Genomic DNA, 16,007 nt, shown 5'->3' with positions numbered 1-16,007 from the left:
CCTCGCGCTCCCATGACGTCTTCCGGCGATAGGGCAGGGGCGCCCGATCCGTTGTGGGCCACCTCTTCGTGGATGAGACTCCCGAAGAATGTATGGCGAGCCTTTCGCTGTGCTGCCATGCTGCTTTGATGAAAACATATGGCTGCTTGAGTTTAGTCATGCTTTTGGGGGCATGCGATCACGATGAGCGGCGGGCTTGCTCACCGCCCAGGGATTACTGGCGCGACCCTGCCAAAGTTGTTCCACTCGAAACATTGAGGAACAGGGTGGCCTTGGGGCGTAATGGCCAGGTCTATTGGAACGGCAACAGCGTCACGCAGGCACGACTTGGCGAGCTTCTAAAGGCTTCCCGAAAGATGAACCCGATGCCAGGCATCTATCTTGAGGCTGAAATGGGCGTGTTATGCAGTGATCTCGATAAGCTTCGGGATCAGATGGACATGGCGCTCGAATGCCACACGGATGGAAGGCATTGCCTAGAGGGATTGCCGGACGGCTTTCCTCATCCCGTGGGGGAATGAAGGCGCCGCAGACAAGTCAATTCACGGATCACAAACTGGGCGGACGATTTAAAAGTCTGCGACGCCACGAGCGCGTGCGGAACGCTTAGTCAGGGCGCAACGCAGACATTAACGGGAGCGCGAGGGCGATGGCCCTCGCATCTTCCCTTTTCTAAACCTGCCAGGAAACCAAACAAAAACCCCGCCAAGGCCAAAGCCCGGCGGGGTCTTGTACAACCACAATCGGCCAAAAATCAGCCGTCGTAATCGCCACCCAGCGAGGTGTTGCGCACCGGTGCGGCAGCGGTGATGCGCAGGGCTTCGGCTTGCTGCGACAGCGAGCCGATGTCATCGACCTCATCGTCGTCATCGGGCAGCACGCGCTGCAGCGAGGTGACGAGGGCTTCCTTGAGCACCTTGGGGGTGACGTTCTCTTCGGCGATTTCGCGCAGGGCGACGACGGGGTTCTTGTCGCGGTCGCGCTCGAGGGTCAGCTCGGCGCCGCCCGAGATTTCGCGGGCGCGCTGGGCGGCCAGCAGCACGAGATCGAAACGGTTGGGAATCTTGTCGACGCAATCTTCGACGGTGACGCGTGCCATAGAGCACTCCGTTAAAAGGGCTGCGAGAATCTCTCGGGAATAGGGCAGCTAGGCAGCGAAGCGCCAAAAGTCAAGGATTCGCTTGGGCCCAGCCCTTACTCATCGTCATCCGGCCCGTAACCGGCCATATCCTCGGGCGCCAGATCGCTGAATTTGGTGATCCGCGCCTCGAAGCGCAGGCGTACCTTGCCGGTCGAGCCGTGGCGCTGTTTGGCCACGATCAGCTCGGCCAGGCCGTTCAGGCGCTCCATTTCCTGCGCCCATTGCATATGCTGTTCGTGCACGGCGGGCGGATCGGTGGGGGTGGGCTCCTTGGGCTCGCGGGCCTTGTGGTAGTAATCCTCGCGGAAGACGAACCACACCATATCGGCGTCCTGCTCGATCGAGCCCGATTCGCGAAGGTCCGACAGCAGGGGGCGCTTGTCCTCGCGCTGCTCGACCGCACGGCTGAGCTGCGAGAGCGCGATCACCGGCACATGCAGCTCTTTCGCAAGCTGCTTCAAACCACGGCTGATCTCGGAGATTTCGTTCACGCGGTTGTCGCCCGCCTTGCCCGTGCCGGACAGAAGCTGAAGATAGTCGACGATGACAAGGCCGATGTCATGGCGCCGCTTCAAACGGCGGGCGCGTGCGCGCAGGGCGGCAATCGTCAGGCCGGGGGTGTCATCGATAAACAGCGGCAATTGCGCCAGACGCTGGCTGGCGAAGGAGAGCTGCTGGAAATCCTCGCGGCTGATCTTGCCGGTGCGCAGGCTTTCGGAGGAAATGCCCGATTGCTCGGCCAGCACACGGGTGGCGAGCTGGTCGGCGCTCATTTCCAGCGAGAAAAACGCCACCGGTGCGCCCACCGATTTCTCGGGCGCGACGCCGATCGCCATATCGTTCTGGTAACGATCCGCCGTGTTGAAGGCGATGTTGGTCACCAGCGAGGTCTTGCCCATGCCGGGACGGCCCGCGAGAATGATAAGGTCGGAATCGTGAAGGCCGCCGATCTTGGCGTTCACGCTGCTCATGCCGGTGGTCTTGCCCGAGACATGGCCACCCGAATTGAACGCCTTTTCAATCGAGAAGATCGCGGTGCGCGTCGCCTGCGAAAAGCTCTGCGCCTCATTCACCGATCCTGCGCCCTCGGCCACCTGATAGAGCGCGGCTTCGGCGCGTTCGATCTGGGCCAGCGGCTCGATCTCCTGCGAGGTGTCGATGGCATTGTCGACCAGCTCGCGGCCCACGCGCACCAGCTCGCGCAGCATGGCCAGCTCATAGATCTGCTCGGCCAGCACGCGCGGCGCGACAAGGCCCTGCCCGTCGGCGGTCAGGCGCGCCAGATAGGCGGTGCCGCCCAGCGCCTTCAACGCCTCATCGGTCTCGAAATAGGGGCGCAGCGTGACCGGCGTCACCACCGCCTTGCGGTCGATCAGTTGCAGCATGCGCTCATAGAGGCGCTGATGCACCGGCTCGAAGAAATGGGTCGCGGCCAAAGGCGTGGAGAGTTCCTCGACCACGCGGTTGTCGATCAGCACCGCGCCCAGGAAGGCCGCCTCGGCCTCGAGGTTGGCGGGCATGGCGCGGCCGGGGGCTGCCGAATCGCCTTGCGACTCAGGATTGGCGGCAAAGGGGAAAAGAAGGTCTGGAGAGGGCATTCACCGGCTCATGCGCGCCTTGATGGCTGCTGTCCATAAGGGCGTAAGACCCTGCCCCTGTGGATATCGGGGATGCAATCGTGGCCCACAGGGCGGATCGCTCCGATTGCGCAGCGTTTGCCTCTTGCGGGGGGGCAGCGCATTTGCGACAGGCTGATATATGGACCAGCCCACCGGCCAGCCGCGCATCAGCCATATCGAGCTCGACGAGACGAGCATCCTCAAGCGCAACGCCGATATCGAGCAGGAACGGCGCGTCGCGATCTTCGACCTGATCGAGGAGAACAGCTTCAAGCCGTTGCGCGCCTGGGATGCCGGGCATCAGGGCCCCTATCGCCTGCGCATGGCGGTGGATGACGGGCGCCTGTCGCTGGAGCTGTCGGATGAGGGCGGGCAATTGCTCGAAACCTTCATTCTGGCGCTGGGGCGCCTGCGCCGCCCGATCCGCGATTATTTCGCCATTTGCGAAAGCTATTACCAGGCCGTGCGCCGCGTCTCCGCCGAGGAGATCGAGACCATCGACATGGCCCGCCGCGCCACCCACAACGAAGCCGCCGGCCTGTTGATCGAGCGGCTGGAGGGCAAGGTGGAGACCGATTTCGCCACGGCGCGGCGGCTCTTCACGCTGGTCTGCGTGTTGCATCTGCGGAGCTGAGCGATGGCCCGCACCGTCACCAGAGCCCGCCAGCGCAAGCCCGGCGGAAAAAACGCCCATAAAGGATGGGTGGGGCGCTGGTTCAGTGCCCGCATGCTGTGGCGCTGGGCGGGCGCGCTGGCGCTGATCGCCATGGTGGGCGGCGCGTGGAGCTGGTGGACGATGCGCCACTGGATGCCGCCACGCACCACCTATGGCGTGCAGGGCGTCGAGATCGGCCAGGGCGACGGCGACATCGACTGGACGGCGGTGAAGGCCATCGGTGCCGATTTCGCCTATGTCGATGCCTCGGCCAGCGCCTTTGCCCGCGACCCCAATGTGGTGCATAATCTGGATGGTGCCCGCGCCGCCGGGCTGCAGGTGGGGGCGGTGCACCGCTATGACCCCTGCCAGCCCGCCGACAAGCAGGCCGCCAATTTCGTCACCGTGGTGCCGCGCGATGCGAAAATGCTGCCCCCCGCCGTGGCGCTGGACGATGTGGCCGACAATTGCCCGGTCAAGGTCAGCGATGCCGCAGTGGTCAGCGAACTGATGACCTTCATCAACCAGATCGAGACTCACACCGGCAAGCCCGCGATCCTCAAGATCGGCTCGGCCTTCGAGGCGCGCTATCATGTCGCGCGCGGGCTCGACCGCAATCTGTGGGTCGAGGGTGACCGTTTTGCCCCCGATGTGGGGCGCCCCTGGGCGATCTGGACGGCCAATCACGCACTGGCCAACAATGCCGGTGACGCACCCCTGCGCTGGGTGGTGGTTCAGCAATAGGAATGACGAAGATGAAGCATGTTCCCCTCACGGTCGATCAGGCGACGCTGATCGCCGCCGCGCGCGATGCCTCGGCCAAGGCCTATGCGCCCTATTCGAAGTTTCATGTCGGCGCGGCGCTGGCCTTTGCCGACGGCAGCGTCGTCACTGGCGCCAATGTCGAGAATGCCTCCTATGGCCTCGCGCTCTGCGCCGAGACGGTGGCGGTGTCCAAAGCCATGGCCGATGGCGTGCGCGGCGGTCTGATGGCCGTAGCGGTGATCGGCGGCGCGCCGGGCGAAGATGGCGCGGCCAGCCCCGGCGCGGCCCCTGTCACGCCCTGCGGCCGCTGCCGCCAGGTGCTCAACGAGATCGCCCAGCTTGGCGGCACCGACCCGGTGGTGTGGAGCCTTGGCGCTGACAGCGTGGTGGAGATGCGCCTGTCAGCCCTGCTGCCCCATGCCTTCGGGCCTGCCAATCTGGGGTGATTCCGCACCCCGATCGGGTAGCTTGACCATGCCGCGATTCACGCTCAATCCCTTGGCAGGCAAGCATATGGGGTGGGCCTATGGGGCGTTTTCTTGCGGGCATGGTCGGGGGCATGGGCTTGCTGGCCGCGACAGTTGCGGGCGCTCAGCCTGCCGTGGACACTCAGGCGTCCGATGCGCGGCCTGACGGCAAGCGCCAGTCCGCCACGGCCCCCGACAGCATCGTCGTCACCGGCAACCCCCAGCGCAAGGCCATCATCAAGCGGATGACCAGCGCCATATCCCGGCCGCATGACCGGCAATTGGCCCGCTTCGACGGCAAGGTCTGTTTCGAGGTCGGCGGGGTCTATGCCCCCTATGACCGGATCATGGCCGAGCGCATGATGCAGGATGCCCGCGACGCCGGGGTGGAGGTCGGCAAGCCCGGCTGCCGCCCCAACATCGTCGTCGTGCTGGCGGACCATGTGCAGGCCGAACTCCAGCGGCTGGCCAAGGAAGGCCACACGGCGAGCAGCCTTGGCCTTGAGGACAAGGCTCTCGATCAGGCGGCACAGGGCCCCGGCCCGGCCTATGTGGTGACCGTCACCGAAATACGCAGCCGCGATGGCCGCTATATGCATCCGGGCAAGATGGGCGATCTGGGCGACAGGCCGATGATGATCGTCGACGATGCCTCGATCATCAATCCGCCCACCCGGCAGGATATCGTCACCGTGCTTGTCGGGATCGAAAGCGCCGCCACCATGGGCAAGACCCTGCGCCAGCTCGCCGATTATGCCGCGCTGCGCTCACTGGCCGACATCCGGGGCACGCCCGCGGTGGCGGGGGCCGAGCCCACGATTCTGGGGCTTTTCGACGGATCCCCACAGATCACCGAGCTGACATCCTATGACCGGGCCTATCTCAAGGGGCTCTATCACGGCCCCGCCGCGGTGACCGCCGCAACCCGCATGAATGAAATTGTGACGAAGGCCACGCACAAGGATGCTCCGTAGAGTTACCTGCCCTGGCCATCCAGGCTTGGTTACGCTTCCTGCCTAGGTCTGAAACGGCTTAATTCCGCCGTTTTTGCGCCGTTCTGACCTCCTGCGAAAGGAGTCTTGCATGAGCTACGCCGTCAATGCCGTCACTGCTGACGGACCGGTCAATTATCAATCCTCCTCGGTCGCCGCGGTGCGGGTGGATCTGGTGGCGGTTCGCCAGCAAGGTGCCACTGCCATCAACCTGTCGCAGGACGGGAAGCCCATCGCCGAAGCCCAGCTCGCCGAACTGGCCAGCAGCACCGCCGCAACCACCACATCGGTGGCCAGCGCTGTTGCCGCCAGCCCGGCAGCCGCCGCACTCGGTGGGACCGTGACAACCTACGCCTGAGGGGTTCAGGCGGCGTTCGCGCGTCGCCTGAACCTTTCCGGTTTTTCGCAAGATTGTTAAGGGAATAAAGTGCGAGGGGGTTACCCCCTCGCGCTCCCATAACGTCTTCCGGCGAGAGGGCAGCGGCGCCCGATCCTTGTGCCGGAACTCTCCACCTGCGCAGCCTAAGGCGCCGCAGGCATCAAATTCCCTGCCTGCGGCGCGGCAAACTGGGCGCAAGGTCGAACCCTTGGCGCAACGCAGACATTAACGGGAGCGCGAGGGCGATGGCCCTCGCATCTTCACGTCCTTCTTAAAACCCCTGTCAGGCCGAAGCCGGAACGTTATGCACCCACTCGGCCAGAGCGGCGATGCATTCCTCGCCCAGCCGCATCGAGCGTTCCGCGCTCCAGCCCTGCAGCATATCGGGCAGGGGGTCATGCTCCTTGAAGGGCATTTCCAGCGTCATCGACACCGCGCCATAGCGCTGCGCGAGCTGGTTGGTGGACATGGTGAGGTTGGCCTTGCCCGCAGGCGCCTTGGGATAGCCCAGCCGCGTCTGGAAATCGGGCGTGCGGCGGTCGAGCAGCTCGATATAGCGGTCATAGCCCGCCTGCTGCCCCGGCTTGAGCGCGGGGATGCCGTCGAAGCCCGCCATAAAGACGGCGGCGATGGCCTCGTCGCCATGGACATCCATGGCGAAATCCACGCCGGTCTCGTCCATGGCGTTGCGGATCGCCAGAACCTCGGGGCTGCGTTCGGCCGAGGGCTCGTGCCATTCGCGGTTGAGGTTCACGCCCACCGCATTGGTGCGCAGATGGCCGCGCACCGAGCCGTCGGGGTTGGCGTTGGGCACGATATGGAAGCGGCAGCGCTGGCGCAGCAGGCGGCCATGCGGATTGGCGGGATCGACCAGCGCTTCGAGCGCGCCTTCCATCCACCATTCGGCCATGCTCTCGCCGGGGTGCTGGCGGGCATAGAGCCAGACTTCGAGCGGGCCCTCGCCCAGTTCGAGGCAGTCGATCGGCTGGCCGTCGAGGCTGCTGCCCAGGCAGCGATAGCTCACGCCCGGCTGGCTGGCCATTTCGGCGATCAGATCGTGGTGCCGCTCCATCGAATAGGGGGTGAAATAGGCAAACCAGGCGATGTTGCTGTCGCTCTTGTAGGTGATGGTCAGTGTGCCGCCGTCTTCGGTGGCGTCATAGCTGGTGTCGGCGCGGGTCCACAGGCGGCGGTCGGTCGAGACGCAGGCGCGGTAATGCGGCCAGCCGCCGGGATAGGCGCTGGTTTCCAGCCCGCGGATGCGCAGGGTGACGGTGCGCCCGGCGATGCCGCTGGCGCGGAAGTGAAACCATTGGAAGAACTCGCTGTCCTCATCGTGGCGGATGGCGAGGGTGAGCGTGTCACCATCACGACCGAGCAGCTCGATGTTGCCGGAGTCGAAATGGGAGTCGATCTGAATGGGCTGGGTCATGGCACTCTCGATAGATCGCGCCCGACCGGCTGTGAAGGGGGTCATCCCACCGCGAGGGTGGATGGTGCCGAAGGCGCGGGCGAGGGATCTGCCACAGGCGCGGGTGCCGGAGCTGAAGGGGCGCGATGCGGCACTTGCGGGAATTTGGCGAAGATCGCGGCGGCCAGGCGGTTGGCGATCTTTTCATCGGTCCAGCGCGAATCGCCTTCGCGGGTGGCGATGCGGGCACGGCCCTCGAACAGGGGCTTGCCGGTGGCGCGGTCGCGGATGCGCAGGTCCAGCCGCGTCTCGATCAGCGCGCCGCGCGGCTTGCTAGCATCGTAATTGAGCGCCACGCCAAAGGCCGAGCCGTAATTGGAGACGCCCGCCGCCACTTCGCCCGAGATGGGGCTGTGCTTCTGCTCGGCGGGGACGAGTTCGTCATGGATGATGCCGATCTCGGTGATCTGGCCGCCATTGGGATCGCGCGTCACCGTGTCATAGCCCGATTTGGCGAGCTGATCGATGACGGCGGCCTCGAAGGTGGCTTCCTCGCGGCCCTCGCCCATCGAGCCTGCCATGGAGGCGACCGTCACATGGCCGTTGCCCAGCAGGTCCCCGGCATCGGGGGCTGGGAAGCCCTCGGCGTCGAGCTTGCCCTCGCGATCGTCGCGGGGAGAGGCGGAGGCATAGCTGCGCCCGAAGCCGCCGCCGTAACCGCCGAAACCACCGCCATAGCCACCCCAGCCGCCGCCATAACCGCCCCAGCCGGGCTGGGCACTGGCCGATCCAGCCGAAAACAGCAGCAGCGCGCCGCCAATGCCGAGCATCAGGCGGGAAGGGGTTCGGTTGGACAAGGGCATGGGAAACTCCGTGGGGCGCGAGGGCATGTGGAGCATGGCTCAGGCGCGCTTCCAGCGCTAGGCCGCCGGGGCTTTCTGCAGAATGAACCGGCGTGGATGCAGAACATGCCGCAGCGCGGCATAAGCGCTGGACCGGGCGGCTGGTCGGTTTATGAAGATGACAACTGGGCAGGCGAAGGGATGCGTATGAGCAAGAAAGTTCCGGTGCTGGTGACGGGCGGGGCGGGCTATATCGGCAGCCATGCCGTGCTGGCGCTGAAGGATGCCGGTTGGGATGTGGCGGTGATCGACAATCTGGTCACCGGTTTTGCCTTTGCCGTGCCCAAGGGTGTGCCGCTCTATCAGGGCGATATCGCGGATGGCGATCTGCTCGCGCGGATTTTCGCCGAGCGCGGCATTCAGGCGATCATGCATTTCGCCGGATCGGTGGTGGTGCCCGAATCGGTCGAGAACCCGCTGAAGTACTATCACAACAACACCGCCAACAGCCGCGCCCTGATCGAGGCGGCGGTGAAAGGCGGGGTGAAGCATTTCATCTTCAGCTCCACCGCCGCGACCTATGGCATCCCCGAGGTCTCGCCGGTGACCGAGGACAGCCCCAAGCAGCCGATCAATCCCTATGGCATGTCCAAGCTGATGACCGAGATCATGCTCAAGGACGTGGCCGCGGCGCATCCCGTCAATTATTGCGCGCTGCGTTACTTCAACGTGGCGGGCGCCGATCCGCAGGCGCGCACCGGGCAGAGCACGGCGGGCGCCACGCATCTGATCAAGGTGGCGGTGGAAGCCGCGCTGGGCAAGCGGGAGAGCGTCAGCGTCTTCGGCACCGATTTCGATACGCCCGATGGCACCGGTGTGCGCGACTATATCCATGTCAGCGATCTGGCCGCCGCCCATGTGCTGGCGCTGGAGGCCCTGACCGAGGCACCCGGCCAATCGCTGACGATGAACTGCGGCTATGGCACGGGCTTCTCGGTGCTCGATGTGCTGGACGCGGTGGACCGGGCCACCAACATCAAGATCAGCCGCGTGCTGGAGGGCCGCCGCGCGGGCGACCCCGATTCGCTGATCTCCGACAACAGCCGCATCAAGGCCACCCTGCCATGGGTGCCGCGCTATGCCGATCTGGATCTTATTGTCGCCCATGCCCTGGCGTGGGAGCGCCGTTTGGGCGAGATTCGTGAAGGATGACGCCATGCAGGGCCGGCGAATTGCCTGACCGGCCTTGACTTCCCCCGCCGCGCCCCTTATCGGCCCGGCTTCAATTTCCGGCGGACAGAATCAGCAAGACTGGTCGCCCCACGACAAAGAGACGACCCATGAAGATTCGCAACAGCCTGAAGTCGTTGAAGGACCGTCATCGCGATAACCGCGTGATCCGTCGTCGCGGCCGCACCTATGTCATCAACAAGACGCAGCGTCGCTTCAAGGCCCGCCAGGGCTGAACGCGACAGGCAGGCGCCATGCCTGCCTTTGCCGTCTGATGCGCTTCACCAGCCCGCTGTTGCCCTACCAGGGTGACAGCGGGCTGGCGGCGTTTGGGCTGTCCTCTCTTCCTCCCCAACACAGCAAGGCGATTCCATGACTCAGCAAGCCCCCGCCACCCAGCCCCATGTGGTGGTGTTCGACATCGGCCATGTGCTGATCGACTGGGATCTGCGTCTGATCTACGAAAAGCTGATCGAGGATCCCGAGAAGCTCGACTGGTTCCTGACCCACGTCGTGACCAAGGACTGGCATTTCGAACACGACGCCGGCAAGCCCTTCGCCCAGATGGTCGCCGAGCGCAGCGCGCTCTACCCCGCCGAAGCCACGCTGATCGAGGCCTATGCCGACCGCTGGATCGAAAGCATCCCCGGCCCGATTCCCGGCACCCCCGCGCTGGTCGACCGGCTGGCGGCTGGCGGCGTGCCGCTCTACGCGATCACCAATTTCGGCGATGAGGCCTTCGAACTGTTCCGCCCGACCCTGCCGCAGCTCGGCCATATGCGCGATATCGTCGTCTCCGGCGTGGAGAAGATGGTGAAGCCTGACGACGAGATCTTCCATCACGCGGCAGCGCGCTTCGGCCATGCGCCGGAGGAGATGCTGTTCGTGGATGACAACGCCGCCAACATCGCCACGGCGCAGCGGTTGGGGTGGCATACGCATCATTTCGTCGGCGGTTCGGAGGCTCTGGAGGCGGATCTGGTGGCGTGGGGATTGTTGAAGGGGTGAAAAGGAAGATGCGAGGGGGGAGTCTTTGTTGGTCGCATTCCTCAAGAGGAATGCTCCGGGCCCTCGCGCTCCTATGACGTCTTCCGGCGATAGGGCGGGGGTGCCGAAATGGTGCGCCTTGGCTCTCCACCTGCATCACATAAAGCGCCGCAGGCAGTGGTCCCATGATCGATAGGCTGCGCTGGCATTTCTAAAGCCTGCGGCGCGGCAAGCTGAGCGCAAGGCTGAACCCGAAGCGCTGAGGTTGACAGTAAAGGGAGGGCGAGGGCGATGGCCCTCGCATCTTTCTCTTACTATCTTCCCTGAATGCTGAAACGAATCGCCCTTCTCACCCTGCTCCTGACCACCCCGCTCACGGCAGCCCCCGTGAGGCACGCAGCCGCCCCGGCAGCAGCCCAGCCCAAATACGCCCCGCCCCCGGCAATCCAGCTTCAGGACACAGAGCATGTGGTCCTCACCACCACCGAGGGCGAGATCGTGCTGGAGCTGGACGGCAAGCATGCGCCGATCACCACGCTCAATTTCCTGCGCTATGCCCAGAGCAAGCGGCTGGACGGCATCTTGTTTTACCGCGCGATGCATCTGCCCTGGGGCGATCCGCCCAGCGGTCTTATTCAGGCGGGCACGCAGGGCGATCCCCGCCGCTTGCTGCCGCCCATCGCGCATGAGCCGACCACGGTGACGGGTGTGCATCACAAGGCAGGGGCGATCAGCATGGCGCGCTATGCGCCGGGCACGGCGACGGGGGATTTCTCGATCCTGCTGTCGGATATGGACGGGCTGGACGCCAACCCCAAGGCCGAGAGCGAGGATGACCGGCAGGGCTATGCGGCTTTCGGCCATGTGGTGAAGGGGATGGATGTGGTGCGCCGCATTTTCGATGCGCCGCTCGACCCCAACAAGGGCGATGGGGTGATGAAGGGGCAGATGCTCAGCGTGCCGGTGAAGATCGTCACCGCGCGGCGTTGGGAAGGGCCGTGGGAGGCCCCTGTTTCCGCGCCGACGCCTGCTGCCGCGCCGGCTCCGGCGCCGTGACGGTTCGGGCGTTTTTCATGCTGCACCTGCTCAATCTACGATGAGCTGAGGGGCCGCTGCTTGGCAAGCCCCTATTATATCGCTATGATTTCTTTACCGCTTGTGCATGTTGCGCATGCGGGCTGGCCGCATGGGTGTTTGAGTGCGGGCTGTGGGGTGAGCGCGTTGCATGTCCGGGGAGCAGATATGAAGGCGCCCACATTGACCATCGGCGGCCTGCCCGTGACCAGGGCGACGCGCGGCGATCTCTGCGCCATCATGCTTGCCGATGTTCGCGCGGCGCGGGCCGGGGAACTGCCTTTTCCGCGTTTTGTCACCTCGGCCAATGGCAGTGTGGTGGCGGTCTATCATTCCGATCCGTTTCTGCGCAGCGCCATCGACCGGGCCGATATCGTCGATGCCGACGGCATGCCGCTGGTCTTTGCCAGCCGCCTGTTCTGCCGCGATCCGCTGGTGGAGCGCACGGCGACCACCGACTTCGTGCTCGACGCCTCACAGATGGCGGCGCGCGAGGGCATCCGCTTCTATTTTCTGGGCGCCCGGCAGGGCGTGGCGGCGCGGGCCGCGGAAAACATGCGCAGCCGCTATCCCGATCTGCAGGTGGTGGGGGTGCGCCACGGCTATTTCTCGGATGGCGATATTCCCGCGATCTGCGCGGCGGTGCGCCGTTCGGGCGCCGATGTGCTGTGGGTGGGCACAGGCACCCCGCGGCAGGAGCATTTTGCGGTGAAGGCGCGTGAGCATCTGGCGGGGGTGGCCTGGGTGCGGACCTGTGGAGGGCTTTTCGATTATTACGGGGGGGGCGTGTCGCGTGCGCCCGAGTGGATGCAGGCGACGGGGCTGGAATGGCTCTATCGCGCCGCTCGGGAGCCCTTGCGGCTGGGGGTGCGTTATCTGGTGACCAATCCACGCGCGGCTTACCACCTCGCGACCAAGACGCACGACTGACGTCGGCCAGGCCGATGTCATGATTGTTCCATCAAGCTGCCTCAATGTCAGGAATATTATGCCGACATCCAGCCGCCGCGATATAAGTTATGCCCAATTCGTCAAACCGCGCAGCCGTCGTCGGCCGTGGATTTTGCTGGGCCTGCTTGTCTTGGAAATCGCCGGGGCCGGGACGCTGTTCTACAACACCGAGCAGGTCCATGCGCGTCACGCGCCGCCAAGCCCCCTGTCGAATGCTGGTGGGCCGGTGGCAGGCGAAACCTATCAGTGGAGCCATGTAGCGGTGGGCGGCGGCGGTTTCATCACCGGCCTGTCGCAGGATGCGGGCGGCAACACGCTGGTGGCGCGCACCGATGTCTATGGCGCCTATATCTGGTCGCCGGAGGGCAATCGCTGGGTCCAACTGGTCAACGCCGATGCCATGCCCGCGGGCGACCGCGTGCAGGGCGGGCTGGCGGCGGGGGTCTATGAGATCGCCGTGGCGCCCTCGAAGCCCGACCGCATCTATATGGCGATCAAGGGCCGGGTCTATCGCAGCGATGATCGCGGGGCGCATTGGGTGGCGGCGGGATCGGGCAGTCCCTTCCCGCTGACCTGGAACGCCAACAGCGATTTCCGTCTGGGCGGCCCCTATATGGCGGTCTCGCCAGAGAATCCCGATCTGGTGCTGCTGGGCTCGCCCGAGGCGGGGCTCTGGAAGTCGAGCAATGCCGGCGCATCGTGGAGCCGTGTCGATTCGGTTCCCGCCAGCCTCGATCGTGATCCCGGCACGCCCGGCATTCAGGCGCCCGGCGCGATGATCTGGTTCGAAAGCGGCGAGAAGGGCAAGGCGACGGGGCGCATCTGGGCGATGTCCTCGGGTCATGGCATGTATGTCTCGCAGGATGGCGGCAACAGCTTCCATCCGCTGACCGCCTCGGGCCTGCAGCCGATGATGCTGAAGCGCGGGGTCTTTGATGCGCATGGCAATTTCTTCGGCGTGGACGCCGCCAGCAAGTCGGCCTGGCTCTATCGCGATGGCCAGTGGCGCGATCTGACCAGGGAAGCGGGCCTGCCGGTGACCGACTGGTCGGCGGTGGCGGCCGATCCGCACGGCGATCTGGTGATGGTCTTCGATGCGGGCGGCAATGGCTTCCAGTCGAGCGATCAGGGCAAGAGCTGGAGCCATCTCTCGCACAGCGCCGCGGTGGGGGCGGGCGATCCGCCCTGGCTGCATCTGGGCGATTCCTCCTATTTCCCCACCGCCGACGTGCATTTCGACCCCAAGGTGGCAGGGCGCCTGTGGGTGGCCCATGGCATGGGCGTGTTCTATGCCGATGTTCAGCCGGGCAGCACGGTAACCAACTGGATCAGCCAGGCGCGCGGCATCGAGGAGCTGGTCGCCAATGACGCGATCCAGGCCCCCGGCCAGTCGCCGGTCTTTGCCGGCTGGGATTTCGGCATGCATGTGAAGGACAATCTCAACGCCTTCTCCACCACCTTCGGCCCCAATGAGCGCGCGCTGATGTCGGTGCAGCAGGTGGACTGGACGCCCGCCGATCCCTCCTTCCTGGTGACCAATGCCTCCGATCAGCGCCATTGCTGCGCCGAGGACGGCAATGCGGTGATGGCCGGATACAGCACCGATGGCGGGCGTAGCTGGACCAAATTCGCCAGTTTACCGACCCCGCCGGGAACCAAATCGGATGATCCATGGCGCATGGCCTATGGAACCATCGCGGTTGCCTCGGGCGACACCAACAACATCGTCTGGGAGCCTTCGGAGAACCGCAAGCCCTTCTACACCACCGATCGCGGCCAGACCTGGCAGCCGGTGCAATTGCAGGGCGAGGTCGGCGATAACACCGGTTCCTTCGAACACTCATGGTATCAGCGCAAGACGCTGACCGCCGACAAGAGCGAGAGCCGCACCTTCTACCTCTATCACAGCGGGGAAGGGGCCAATGCTGCACTGCAGGGTCTGTGGCGCAGCGGCGACGGCGGTGCGAGCTGGAGCCGCGTCTTCGCCGGAGAAATCGCGCCCGACAGCAAGGCGGCGGCCAAGCTGCGCTCGGTGCCCGGTCATGCGGGGCATCTCTTCTTCACCTCGGGCACGCAGGATGCCAGCGACACCCGTTTGCGCCGCAGCATGGATGGCGGCAAGAGCTGGCAGATGGTCGACCACGTCGATCATGTCGACGACGTGGCCTTCGGCAAGGCGGCGAAGGGCAAGGACTACCCGACGATCTTCATCTCGGGCCGGGTCTCGGGCCAATATGGTGTGTGGCGCTCGGTCGACAATGCCGCCAACTGGCAGCAGATCGCCCAGTTTCCGGCCGGTTCGCTCGATCAGGTCAGTGTGATCGGCGCCGATCCGGATGTCTTTGGCCGTGTCTATCTTGGTTATGTCGGGTCCGGCTGGATCTGGGGTGAGCCCGCGCCTTGTCGGACGCCGAAACCGGTTGATGGCAAGATCTGCCAGAAGATCCGCTGAAGGTTGCCGAAGGCGTCATCGGCGCCTCGGTATAAATTCTTATCTCATTGGCCCATGTTGCGACTGCGAAGGGCATGAAGTCGCCTTGGTGGCTTTGTGGCCATGAATGTGGGCGGGATTAAAAGATGAAGAGAAGTAAACGATGAAAGGCGATATGGGTATTTATTTGATCATTACAGGATGTAATGAAAAAATATCGAAAGTCGTCTCGATTTAATTGACCTGTTAAACGGCGTTATCGAAAAGTCATGGCTTGAAAATCGATAGATCTCTTCATTTTTTGCTCCTTGTTTTCTCATGATGTATTGGAGTCTTGCGCCTTGATTGGATTGCTGCACTGCGATACGGTTGAGTGGTCTAACTTGATAGATGGGGTGATGGCGGGTGAGTAAGCGGTATCTTCTGAGCTTGTGCCTGATTCTGTCTTCTCAGATGGCCCTGTCCGCATCTGCCCCGGCCTATGCGAAAGGCGCGGGCAAAAGTGCGACCATTAGCTCTGGCGAACGTTTCAGCGCCGGTGACACGGTGGCCGAGCATTATCGGCTGGGCGCCGGCGACAAGGTGCGGCTGACCGTCTTCAACGAGCCGCAGCTTTCCGGGGAATTCCAGGTGGGGGCCGATGGTTCGGTCTCGCTGCCGCTGGTGGGCACGCTTCAGGCGCTGGGCAAGACCCCGGCCGAGGTGGCCGATGGCTTTCAGCAGTTGCTGGGGCAGGATTACCTGCGCGACCCGCATGTTTCCGCCGAAGTCACGCTCTATCGCCCCTTCTTTATCGTGGGTGAGGTGCGCCTGCCCGGCCAATACGCCTATTCGGCGGGGCTGACGGTGTGGAATGCCGTGGCGCAGGCCCAGGGCATGACGCCGCGCGGACGCGAATCCTACGTCTTCATCCGCAAATATGGCAAGGCCGAGGAGGAGCGCTTCCTGCTCACCCCCGATCTGCGTGTCTGGCCCGGCGATACGATCCGGGTGGCCGAGCGATTCTTCTGAGCTGACGACGCTTGGCTCGGAACATGGTCTTGAAGAGAAGGGCGCTGTCTCG

17 protein-coding genes are annotated in these 16,007 nt (G+C 64.5%); 13 read left to right on the top strand and 4 right to left on the bottom strand.

Features of this window, described 5'->3' with window-relative positions:
* The first annotated feature begins 68 nt into the window (after positions 1–68).
* Complete coding sequence (locus ABDW49_RS19050; protein ID WP_343613971.1) at positions 69–521, top strand: hypothetical protein; 453 nt, start codon at positions 69–71, stop codon at positions 519–521.
* A 233-nt stretch (positions 522–754) separates the two neighbouring features.
* On the opposite strand, the gene rpoZ is transcribed toward ABDW49_RS19050, so the two are convergent.
* Both rpoZ and ABDW49_RS19040 read right to left on the bottom strand, forming a co-directional pair.
* Positions 755–1,099: a DNA-directed RNA polymerase subunit omega gene (rpoZ, locus tag ABDW49_RS19045; protein WP_068085599.1), complete on the bottom strand. Its 345-nt coding sequence runs from the start codon at positions 1,097–1,099 to the stop codon at positions 755–757.
* Positions 1,100–1,194: 95 nt separating this feature from the next.
* Positions 1,195–2,739, bottom strand: a complete 1,545-nt coding sequence (locus tag ABDW49_RS19040) for a replicative DNA helicase (protein ID WP_343613964.1) — start codon at positions 2,737–2,739, stop codon at positions 1,195–1,197.
* A 160-nt stretch (positions 2,740–2,899) separates the two neighbouring features.
* On the opposite strand from ABDW49_RS19040, the gene ABDW49_RS19035 reads away from it, so the two are divergent.
* The 5 genes from ABDW49_RS19035 to ABDW49_RS19015 all read left to right on the top strand — a co-directional run bounded on the left by ABDW49_RS19035 (position 2,900) and on the right by ABDW49_RS19015 (position 5,997).
* On the top strand, positions 2,900–3,394 hold the full coding sequence (locus ABDW49_RS19035) for a UPF0262 family protein (RefSeq protein ID WP_343613963.1): 495 nt from the start codon (positions 2,900–2,902) through the stop codon (positions 3,392–3,394).
* A 3-nt stretch (positions 3,395–3,397) separates the two neighbouring features.
* Positions 3,398–4,159, top strand: a complete 762-nt coding sequence (locus ABDW49_RS19030; protein ID WP_343613961.1) for a glycoside hydrolase family 25 protein — start codon at positions 3,398–3,400, stop codon at positions 4,157–4,159.
* Between the two features lie 2 nt (positions 4,160–4,161).
* Positions 4,162–4,626, top strand: a complete 465-nt coding sequence (locus ABDW49_RS19025) for a cytidine deaminase (protein ID WP_343613959.1) — start codon at positions 4,162–4,164, stop codon at positions 4,624–4,626.
* Between the two features lie 80 nt (positions 4,627–4,706).
* Positions 4,707–5,621 carry a hypothetical protein gene (locus ABDW49_RS19020; RefSeq protein ID WP_343613958.1) on the top strand — a complete coding sequence of 305 codons (915 nt, stop codon included), beginning with the start codon at positions 4,707–4,709 and terminating at the stop codon, positions 5,619–5,621.
* A 109-nt stretch (positions 5,622–5,730) separates the two neighbouring features.
* The gene (locus ABDW49_RS19015; RefSeq protein ID WP_343613956.1) at positions 5,731–5,997 is read left to right on the top strand and encodes a hypothetical protein; all 267 of its coding nucleotides are present in this window, start codon (positions 5,731–5,733) and stop codon (positions 5,995–5,997) included.
* A 304-nt stretch (positions 5,998–6,301) separates the two neighbouring features.
* Here ABDW49_RS19015 and ABDW49_RS19010 read toward each other — a convergent pair whose 3' ends face one another.
* On the bottom strand, positions 6,302–7,450 hold the full coding sequence (locus tag ABDW49_RS19010) for a M14-type cytosolic carboxypeptidase (protein WP_343613954.1): 1,149 nt from the start codon (positions 7,448–7,450) through the stop codon (positions 6,302–6,304).
* A gap of 41 nt (positions 7,451–7,491) precedes the next feature.
* On the bottom strand, positions 7,492–8,292 hold the full coding sequence (locus tag ABDW49_RS19005) for a DUF4136 domain-containing protein (protein ID WP_343613951.1): 801 nt from the start codon (positions 8,290–8,292) through the stop codon (positions 7,492–7,494).
* Positions 8,293–8,478: 186 nt separating this feature from the next.
* On the opposite strand from ABDW49_RS19005, the gene galE reads away from it, so the two are divergent.
* The 7 genes from galE (at position 8,479) to ABDW49_RS18970 (ending at position 15,955) form a co-directional block, all read left to right on the top strand.
* Positions 8,479–9,483, top strand: coding sequence for a UDP-glucose 4-epimerase GalE (galE, locus tag ABDW49_RS19000; RefSeq protein ID WP_343613949.1), 1,005 nt, complete (start codon positions 8,479–8,481; stop codon positions 9,481–9,483).
* A gap of 128 nt (positions 9,484–9,611) precedes the next feature.
* Positions 9,612–9,737 (top strand): type B 50S ribosomal protein L36, encoded by a 126-nt coding sequence (gene ykgO, locus ABDW49_RS18995; protein ID WP_008069451.1) that lies wholly within the window; start codon positions 9,612–9,614, stop codon positions 9,735–9,737.
* Between the two features lie 136 nt (positions 9,738–9,873).
* Positions 9,874–10,509 (top strand): HAD family phosphatase, encoded by a 636-nt coding sequence (locus tag ABDW49_RS18990; protein ID WP_343613945.1) that lies wholly within the window; start codon positions 9,874–9,876, stop codon positions 10,507–10,509.
* 366 nt (positions 10,510–10,875) lie between these two features.
* The gene (locus ABDW49_RS18985; protein WP_343613943.1) at positions 10,876–11,544 is read left to right on the top strand and encodes a peptidylprolyl isomerase; all 669 of its coding nucleotides are present in this window, start codon (positions 10,876–10,878) and stop codon (positions 11,542–11,544) included.
* 186 nt (positions 11,545–11,730) lie between these two features.
* Complete coding sequence (locus ABDW49_RS18980; RefSeq protein WP_343613941.1) at positions 11,731–12,492, top strand: WecB/TagA/CpsF family glycosyltransferase; 762 nt, start codon at positions 11,731–11,733, stop codon at positions 12,490–12,492.
* Between the two features lie 58 nt (positions 12,493–12,550).
* A complete protein-coding gene (locus ABDW49_RS18975; protein WP_343613939.1) occupies positions 12,551–14,965 on the top strand; it encodes a hypothetical protein in 2,415 nt (804 codons plus the stop codon).
* 432 nt (positions 14,966–15,397) lie between these two features.
* Positions 15,398–15,955 carry a polysaccharide biosynthesis/export family protein gene (locus ABDW49_RS18970; protein ID WP_343613938.1) on the top strand — a complete coding sequence of 186 codons (558 nt, stop codon included), beginning with the start codon at positions 15,398–15,400 and terminating at the stop codon, positions 15,953–15,955.
* Positions 15,956–16,007 lie beyond the last annotated feature (52 nt).

Origin of the sequence: Novosphingobium sp. (assembly GCF_039595395.1) — a bacterium.
In the GTDB taxonomy this organism is placed as follows: Bacteria; Pseudomonadota; Alphaproteobacteria; order Sphingomonadales; family Sphingomonadaceae; genus Novosphingobium.
Note: the sequence above shows the minus strand (reverse complement) of the source record. Positions and strands in the feature narration are given on the sequence as shown.

Bases quoted from the DNA above. Each gene is read 5' to 3' on its own strand.
- rpoZ (WP_068085599.1), bottom strand. From the start codon at position 1,099: ATGGCACGCGTCACCGTCGAAGATTGCGTCGACAAGATTCCCAACCGT.
- ABDW49_RS19040 (WP_343613964.1), bottom strand. From the start codon at position 2,739: ATGCCCTCTCCAGACCTTCTTTTCCCCTTTGCCGCCAATCCTGAGTCG.
- ABDW49_RS19035 (WP_343613963.1), top strand. From the start codon at position 2,900: ATGGACCAGCCCACCGGCCAGCCGCGCATCAGCCATATCGAGCTCGAC.
- ABDW49_RS19030 (WP_343613961.1), top strand. From the start codon at position 3,398: ATGGCCCGCACCGTCACCAGAGCCCGCCAGCGCAAGCCCGGCGGAAAA.
- ABDW49_RS19025 (WP_343613959.1), top strand. From the start codon at position 4,162: ATGACGAAGATGAAGCATGTTCCCCTCACGGTCGATCAGGCGACGCTG.
- ABDW49_RS19020 (WP_343613958.1), top strand. From the start codon at position 4,707: ATGGGGCGTTTTCTTGCGGGCATGGTCGGGGGCATGGGCTTGCTGGCC.
- ABDW49_RS19015 (WP_343613956.1), top strand. From the start codon at position 5,731: ATGAGCTACGCCGTCAATGCCGTCACTGCTGACGGACCGGTCAATTAT.
- ABDW49_RS19010 (WP_343613954.1), bottom strand. From the start codon at position 7,450: ATGACCCAGCCCATTCAGATCGACTCCCATTTCGACTCCGGCAACATC.
- ABDW49_RS19005 (WP_343613951.1), bottom strand. From the start codon at position 8,292: ATGCCCTTGTCCAACCGAACCCCTTCCCGCCTGATGCTCGGCATTGGC.
- galE (WP_343613949.1), top strand. From the start codon at position 8,479: ATGAGCAAGAAAGTTCCGGTGCTGGTGACGGGCGGGGCGGGCTATATC.
- ykgO (WP_008069451.1), top strand. From the start codon at position 9,612: ATGAAGATTCGCAACAGCCTGAAGTCGTTGAAGGACCGTCATCGCGAT.
- ABDW49_RS18990 (WP_343613945.1), top strand. From the start codon at position 9,874: ATGACTCAGCAAGCCCCCGCCACCCAGCCCCATGTGGTGGTGTTCGAC.
- ABDW49_RS18980 (WP_343613941.1), top strand. From the start codon at position 11,731: ATGAAGGCGCCCACATTGACCATCGGCGGCCTGCCCGTGACCAGGGCG.
- ABDW49_RS18975 (WP_343613939.1), top strand. From the start codon at position 12,551: ATGCCGACATCCAGCCGCCGCGATATAAGTTATGCCCAATTCGTCAAA.
- ABDW49_RS18970 (WP_343613938.1), top strand. From the start codon at position 15,398: ATGGCCCTGTCCGCATCTGCCCCGGCCTATGCGAAAGGCGCGGGCAAA.